The organism is Nocardioides sp. (assembly GCF_047607365.1).
In the GTDB taxonomy this organism is placed as follows: Bacteria; Actinomycetota; Actinomycetes; order Propionibacteriales; family Nocardioidaceae; genus Nocardioides.
In genome coordinates, this window is the sequence record NZ_JASGDD010000248.1 from 40592 (window position 1) to 47571 (window position 6980).

A 6980-nucleotide genomic window follows, 5' to 3' on the forward strand; every position below is an offset into this window, starting at 1 on the left:
TTGTCGGCGGGACGTGGTGAAATCGACTCGTGACTGAGACTGACCTGACGCGCCGACCGTCCGGACAGATGAGCTGGGCCGCGTTGGTCGCCTACGCCGCCTCGGCAGACGACCGTTTGGAGCGCTACTTCCTGGAGTTGAAGTCCGACGTGGACCTAAACACCACGCATGGTCGGCACAAGGTTGCGAAGTTCATTCTGGGTGCGGCGAACCGGGACCCCGCACAAGCGGCACGTCGGTTCGATGGATGCGCTGTGATGCTGTTGGGCGTGGGCAACGGGGTGGCTCATGGGATTCCGGGATTCGAGGCTAAGGACCTTGCCCGAGACGTTGCAAAGTTCACCGGCCCCGACGGTCCGAGGTGGGATTTCGAACAGATCCCGGGCATCGACGGCCGTGACGTCATCGCGATCATCGTCGATCCGCCAACCGGTGTTCCCTATCCCTGCCTTGCTGACGGCGAGGGGCTCAAGAACGGCGACGTCTACCTCCGAGCGGACGGCGAGACGCGGAAGGCGACTGGTAGCGAACTGCAGGGCATGTTTGCCCGCGTGTCTCGAAACTCGGCCGACGTCGCAGTCCAGGTCGAGGTGGTCGGGGAGGTCAATGCCATCTCGGTATCGAGGGAACTCCTCCTTGAGGGTATCTCTGCAGAAGCCGAGGATCTCAGGGAGTCTGCCCGTCCCAAACCTGTCGCTGGGCAGGGGTCGTACGCGCGCATCCTGAGCAATGTGTCCTTAGCAGGGTCCTCTCTTGAACGGAGGTCGAAGAAGGAGTTCGAAGCGGAGGTGGCGGCCTGGGAAACTGCGGCACGAGCCAATCCCGTCGGCGGGGTGCATGATCTCGCAGCGGCGATTTTCACGGGGATTCAAGTTCGGGTGACCAACTTGACCCGGACCTTCCTGCGGGATGTCCGCGTCGATATTGAGATTGGGGACGATGTAGCCGCGCTGTGGTGGGAAGAACCCGATGACGCACAGAACCTCAACGGGCTCCCCGCAGAGGTCCCGTTGAGGTGGGGCACGGATAGCTTCTCGGCATCTCTTGCGAGGCTTGGTGTCGCTTCACCCACAGCTCCGCTGAACCGCGATGGCCTTCTTCGGATCGAAGGCGCTCAGCCCGCTCGACTCTCGCTCTTCCTGAAGACGCTGCGGCCGGAGGAGGCATTCACCAGTGCCGATGATGACGTCGTGTTGGTCATCGTCAGTGACGACGGAACTGCGTCAAACCTGGTCTCAGGACGATGGAAGCTGACAGCCGGCGACGTTCACGACGTGTTTGAAGACGGCCTCACGTTTGAAGTTGCTCACTTGGATTGGAACGAACCGATGAGGAAGCTTCTTCGCCTTGACCAGCAAGACGAGGAGGGCTGACGGACCCTGGCCCTGGTGCGGGCAAGAGCTTCGTACGCAATTCGGACGCGGCGTCTTTGCCGACCGCGCGCGGAGCCATCTGTCGCCCCATGCGCCCGCTGGGGCTTCCGCTCCCTGGTTGACACCCGTCCACTCCGGGTGTTCCTACTGGTTATGAACATCAACCCCAACAAGATCGAGCCGGAGCAATTGGCCCGGCTGTTCGCCGGCGGACGTAGTGCCGTCGATGCGGACGAACTCATCGACAACATCAACGACGTGGCTCGGGAACTCGGCGCGCCGTGGGCCTTCCAGCGGAGGCTCAATCTCGACGGCAGTCCGCACAACTACCGGATGCATCCCGGCCTTTACGAGATCACTCAGGATCGGCCGGAGATCCTGCTCGAACTGGTCGAGGAGGCGGCACGGTGACGACCAGGCACTTCGGGTACGCCCGCGTGAGTACCGTCAACCAGAGCCTCGATCAGCAGGTCGACGCCCTGATGCTCGCCGGCGCCGACAGGGTCTTCTCCGACCGGCTCAGCGGCCTCAAGGAAGATCGGCCGGGTCTGCTCTCCCTGATGGAGCAGGCTCGCGACGGCGACACAGTCTCGGTCGTCGCGCTCGATCGGCTCGGCCGCTCGACGGTCCAGGTCCTGACGACTCTTCGAGACCTCCATCAGCGCGGCATCTGCGTCCGCTCGATGAGAGAGAACGTCGACTTCTCCACGCCGGTCGGCCAAGTCGTCGCGGCCGTGATGAGTGCCCTCGCGGAGATGGAACTCTCCCTCATCCGCGAGCGTGCCGCGGCGGCTCGTGAGGCTGCTCGCGTCCGTGGGCGTCACACTGGACGCCCGCGAGCACTCACCGACGATCAGGTCGCGATGGCTCGGAGGATGCGTGCCTCGGGGGAGGCGATCCCCGACATTGCTCGTGTGCTCAACACGTCGAGGGCGACGATCTATCGGGCGGTCAGCGATCAGGGCGCGGCATGATGGGGTGTCGGCGTACCGCTGGACACGCCTCGCCGGCGACTGTGGCCCCCAGTTCTAGGCAACTAACATGGCCCGCATGTGCGGGATCGTCGGGTACGTCGGAGGGCAGTCGGCCGAGGGCGTGATCATCGAGGGGCTCCGGCGGATGGAGTACCGCGGCTACGACTCGGCGGGCATCGCGGTCCTCGCCGACGTCGACGGCGTCCACGAGCTCGACGTCCGCAAGCGGGCGGGCAAGCTCGCCAACCTCGACAAGGTCCTCGCCGAGGAGCCTCTGGCGCCGGCCACGACGGGCATCGGGCACACGCGGTGGGCCACCCACGGAGGCCCGACGGACCGGAACGCCCACCCCCACCTGGGGGAGAGGCGGCGGGTCGCCGTCGTCCACAACGGGATCATCGAGAACTTCGCGGAGCTCCGGGCCGAGCTCGAGCGGGCCGGGCACCACCTGCACTCGGAGACCGACACCGAGATCGCGGCCCACCTGCTCGAGGCCGAGGTCGTCGGCGGGGTGGACCTGACGACCGCGATGCAGCGGGTCTGCTCCCGCCTCGACGGCGCGTTCACCTTCGTGGCCGTCGACGCCGAGGACCCGGCGCGGATCGTGGGCGCGCGGCGCAACTCGCCCCTCGTCGTCGGTCTCGGCGAGGGCGAGAGCTTCCTCGGCTCCGACGTCGCGGCCTTCATCGAGCACACCCGCGAGGCGCTCGAGATCGACCAGGACAAGGTCGTCACCATCTCGGCCGACGGCGTCGAGGTGTCGAACTTCGACGGGACCGCTGCCGAGGGGCGGCGCTATCACGTCGACTGGGACCTCTCGGCGGCGCAGAAGGACGGCTACGACTGGTTCATGCGCAAGGAGATCTTCGAGCAGCCGCGCGCCGTCGCCGACGCGCTGCTGGGGCGTCACGGCCTCGACGGTCGCCTCGTCCTCGACGAGATGCGGCTCTCCGACGACGAGCTGCGCGACATCGACAAGATCATCATCATCGCCGCCGGAACCTCCTTCTACGCCGGCATGGTGGCGAAGTACGCCATCGAGCACTGGTGCCGGATCCCGGTCGAGGTGGAGCTCTCCTCGGAGTTCCGCTACCGCGACCCGATCGTCGACCACGGCACCCTCGTCGTCGCGATCAGCCAGTCCGGCGAGACCGCCGACACGCTCCAGGCCATCCGGCACGCGCGTACCCAGCGCTCCAAGGTCCTCGCGATCTGCAACACCAACGGCTCGACCATCCCGCGGGAGTCCGACGCGGTGATCTACACCCACGCGGGGCCCGAGATCGCCGTCGCGTCGACGAAGGGCTACGTGACCCAGCTGGTCGCGTGCTATCTCCTCGCGCTCTACCTCGCACAGGTGAAGGGCACCCGCTACGGCGACGAGATCACCCAGGTGGTGCAGCAGCTCGAGGCGATGCCGGCCGCGATCGAGCGGGTGCTCGACCGCGCCGAGGAGGTCTACGCGCTCGCGCACGAGTACGTCGGCGCCGGCGCGTTCCTCTTCCTCGGTCGCCACGCCGGCTATCCGGTGGCGCTCGAGGGCGCGCTGAAGCTCAAGGAGCTGGCCTATCTGCACGCCGAGGGCTTCGCCGCCGGTGAGCTGAAGCACGGCCCGATCGCGCTGATCGACGACGGCACGCCGGTGCTGTGCGTGGTGCCGCCCCAGGGCCGCGACCAGCTCCACGACAAGATGCTGTCGGGGATCCAGGAGGTCCGCGCCCGCGGCGCCCGCACGATCGTGCTGGCCGAGGAGGGCGACGAGCGGGTCGCGCCGTACGCCGACTGGCTGCTGCCGCTGCCGAAGGTCCCGGTGCTGCTCCAGCCGCTCGTGGCGGTGGTGCCGCTGCAGCTCTTCGCCTGCGAGCTGGCCACCGCGCGGGGTCACGACGTGGACCAGCCGCGCAACCTCGCCAAGTCGGTCACGGTCGAGTAGGCGGCGGCCGCCTCACTCGTATCGGGCGGAGGTCGGACAGTCGCTTCTCCCGTCCGGGCGTGGCTCGGCCGATTCGACAGGCGTTTCCGCGCGGGGTGGTCGGACGGCGTGGCGTCATCGGTCGGGTGAGGTCATCGGACGGTGACCGGGCGCCCTCACGCGGTGCGGTTGCCGGCGGGCGGGCGCTCCAACCGCAGGGCGAGGTTGGGACACGCCGCGACCAGGCGGCGGGCCGCGGGGAGGTCGGCGTCGTCCACGGGGGCGTCGAGGACGGGGAAGCCCCAGGGGTCCAGGGCGACCCGGTCGGCCGCGAGCCGGGCGCAGAGGCCGTGGCCGTCGCAGCGGGTCCAGTCGATGGCGAGGTGCTGGTCGCTCATGCCGGGGTTCCTGTCAGGTCGAGCGGATCCAGGGGGAGGACGCCCAGCGTGGGGCGCCCGCAGCCGCCGCCTCGCGCGTGGGCGTCGACCTCGCCGGCGAAGGCGTCCAGCGCCGTCGCGACGAAGCGGGAGGCGCCGTCGGGGTGGCTGCAGGCGCCGCGGCCGGGCAGCAGGCCGAGGCGGCTGCGCAGGCCGTGCAGCCGCTGGCCCGACCCGGCGTGGATGCCGACCAGATCCTCCGCGACGCTGTGCAGGCCGAACAGGCAGGGTCCGCACTGGCGCGCGGACTGGTCCGCCAGCCAGGTGGCGACCCGGGTGACCTCGCCCAGGGAGCAGGTGCCCGGCGGCAGGACGGCGATGACGCCGGCGCCCAGCGGGCTCCGGCGGGCACGCAGCGCGTCGCGGTCGAGGGTCAGGTCGTCGGCCGTGGTCCACGAGCCGTGGTAGCCGCCGACGAGCACCGGGCGGCCGTCGAGAGGGCCGGTCAGCGTCGCGAGCGGGACGCCGTGGGCGGCCTCGACGACGCCCGGCGTGGGCACGTCGCCGAGGAGCGTGAGCAGGCTGGTCCCCGCCTCGTGGACGTGCGCGGGGGAGTCGGGGACGGCGTACGCGTCGACGCCGAGGCGGACCAGGGCGCCGATCTGGGCGAAGGTCTCGACGTTGGAGGCGAAGGTGGGCTGGCCCGACAGTCCCGCGACGTGGGGCAGGACGCGGCGCCCGGCGGGCACCGCCGCCCGTCCCTCGAGCCCGTTGAGCATCGCGCGCACCTCGCCGGAGACGAAGCGGCCCTCGATCCGGGTGACGCGTACGGCGTGGGCGTCGGTGCGCTCGGCGCACGCGGCCCTCAGGATGGTCGCCGAGGTGGGATCGTGCACGGCGATCGTGATCTGCCGGGTGCCCAGCGCGTGCGCCACGGCCAGCGCGCCGTCGATCGCCTGATGGGGCGCGTGCCACATCAGTGTGCGGTCCTTCGCGCTCGCCGGCTCGGACTCGCTGCCGTTGACGACGATCTCCGTCGCCGGCCCGGGCGGCGTCGCGGCGAGCTTCGCCGCGACCGGGAAGGCGGCGCCGCCGCGTCCGCGCAGGCTCACCGCCTCGGTCGCGGAGATCAGCCAGGCCAGGTCCGGGAGCGGGAGCGCGCCGGTGAGGAGGCGATGCTCCTGGTAGGTCAGAGGGCGGCCCTCGCGGAGGCCGGCGAGCAGGCGGGTCGCGGTGCCGTGAGTGCGATCGACGCGAGCTTGATCACCACGAGTCGGATCGACGACGCGGTCGAGGGTCATCGGAGGGCTCCCGGGTTCAGGACGAGGTGGCCGCGCGGGTCGAGGAGGCGCCGACGGCGTACGCCCAGACGGGCGAGGACGGAGGCGGTGACGAGCAGCCCGCAGGCGGCGTACGTCGCGATCGCCCACCAGGTCGCGGTGTCGGTGCCGGTGAAGATGCCGTGCGCCATGCTCAGCCCCCACCCCGCGTACGCCGTCAGGTGGAGCGCCCGCCAGGCGCGGGCGCCGCCGGGCGAGCCGGCCATCCGGCCGCGCGACCACCCCGAGACGGCGGCCGTGACGAAGGCGTAGAGCGCGAGCGTGCCGAGCGCCACCGCGACGGGCCGGTAGCCCGAGGCGAGCGGCACCGCCACCGCCCAGACCGGGATCGACACGTAGGCATCGAGCACCGCCAGCGCGATGTGCAGCGCCAGCAGCGCCAGCCCGAGGACGGCGACCGACCGGTGCACGAGCTGGCGCAGCAGCCGCTCCTCGGCCGCGTCCGGACGGCGCGAGCCGACGGTCGCGAGCGCGCCGAGGCAGGTGGTGGCGGTGAGGGCGAGGAGGGAGACGAGCCCGAGGGCGCGGATGAGGTACCAGGTGGTCATCAGGCGGCCCGGTCCCCGGGCCAGTTGCCGAGCGTCGAGACCGTGCCGTCGTGGGCCACGAGGCGAGCGGCCAGGTGCCGGCGGCGGAGGTCCAGCTGGGCGGTCTCGGGGCGGACGAGGAGCCAGGTGCTCATCGTGTTCGCCTCGACGGCGGTGGGCGCCCAGACCGTCGCCGTGCGCCACACGCTCTCGGTGGGGAGGCCGGTCAGGGGGTCGATGATGTGGTGCCGCTCCTGGGCGTCGGGCCCGTGCCAGCGTCGTGCGACGGTCGAGGAGGTGGCCAGGCCGCCGGTGCCGAGGCCCACCCGGACGGCGGAGCCGCCCTCGGTCTCGGCGACGTCGATCCGCCAGTCGCGGGACAGCGGGCCGGCGCTGGCGAGGTCGCCGCCGATCCCCACCAGCGCCGCGGTGCCGAGGGTGCGGTGGATCCGCGCGGCCGCGGTGTCGGCGGCCCAC

At 70.7% G+C, this 6980-nt stretch carries 8 protein-coding genes; 4 read left to right on the forward strand and 4 right to left on the reverse strand.

The window, feature by feature from the left end; genetic code table 11:
• Positions 1 to 29 precede the first annotated feature (29 nt).
• The 4 genes from QM572_RS19560 to glmS all read left to right on the forward strand — a co-directional run bounded on the left by QM572_RS19560 (position 30) and on the right by glmS (position 4280).
• A complete protein-coding gene (locus tag QM572_RS19560) occupies positions 30 to 1373 on the forward strand; it encodes a hypothetical protein (protein ID WP_415095647.1) in 1344 nt (447 codons plus the stop codon).
• Positions 1374 to 1526: 153 nt separating this feature from the next.
• Positions 1527 to 1784, forward strand: coding sequence for a hypothetical protein (locus tag QM572_RS19565; RefSeq protein ID WP_415095648.1), 258 nt, complete (start codon positions 1527 to 1529; stop codon positions 1782 to 1784).
• A complete protein-coding gene (locus QM572_RS19570) occupies positions 1781 to 2347 on the forward strand; it encodes a recombinase family protein (RefSeq protein WP_415095649.1) in 567 nt (188 codons plus the stop codon). The genes QM572_RS19565 and QM572_RS19570 overlap by 4 nt, the downstream gene beginning before the upstream one ends.
• A gap of 76 nt (positions 2348 to 2423) precedes the next feature.
• Positions 2424 to 4280 carry a glutamine--fructose-6-phosphate transaminase (isomerizing) gene (gene glmS, locus QM572_RS19575; RefSeq protein ID WP_415095650.1) on the forward strand — a complete coding sequence of 619 codons (1857 nt, stop codon included), beginning with the start codon at positions 2424 to 2426 and terminating at the stop codon, positions 4278 to 4280.
• Between the two features lie 155 nt (positions 4281 to 4435).
• Here the strand turns inward: glmS and QM572_RS19580 are convergent, their stop codons facing one another.
• The 4 genes from QM572_RS19580 to QM572_RS19595 all read right to left on the reverse strand — a co-directional run.
• Complete coding sequence (locus tag QM572_RS19580; RefSeq protein WP_415095651.1) at positions 4436 to 4657, reverse strand: ferredoxin; 222 nt, start codon at positions 4655 to 4657, stop codon at positions 4436 to 4438.
• The gene (locus QM572_RS19585) at positions 4654 to 5937 is read right to left on the reverse strand and encodes an NADH-ubiquinone oxidoreductase-F iron-sulfur binding region domain-containing protein (RefSeq protein ID WP_415095652.1); all 1284 of its coding nucleotides are present in this window, start codon (positions 5935 to 5937) and stop codon (positions 4654 to 4656) included. Before QM572_RS19585 ends, QM572_RS19580 begins: the two co-directional genes overlap by 4 nt.
• On the reverse strand, positions 5934 to 6524 hold the full coding sequence (locus tag QM572_RS19590; RefSeq protein WP_415095653.1) for a ferric reductase: 591 nt from the start codon (positions 6522 to 6524) through the stop codon (positions 5934 to 5936). Before QM572_RS19590 ends, QM572_RS19585 begins: the two co-directional genes overlap by 4 nt.
• Positions 6524 to 6980 (reverse strand): FAD:protein FMN transferase (locus QM572_RS19595; RefSeq protein WP_415095654.1); only part of this gene is annotated, 457 nt, incomplete at its 5' end. The genes QM572_RS19590 and QM572_RS19595, both read right to left, overlap by 1 nt.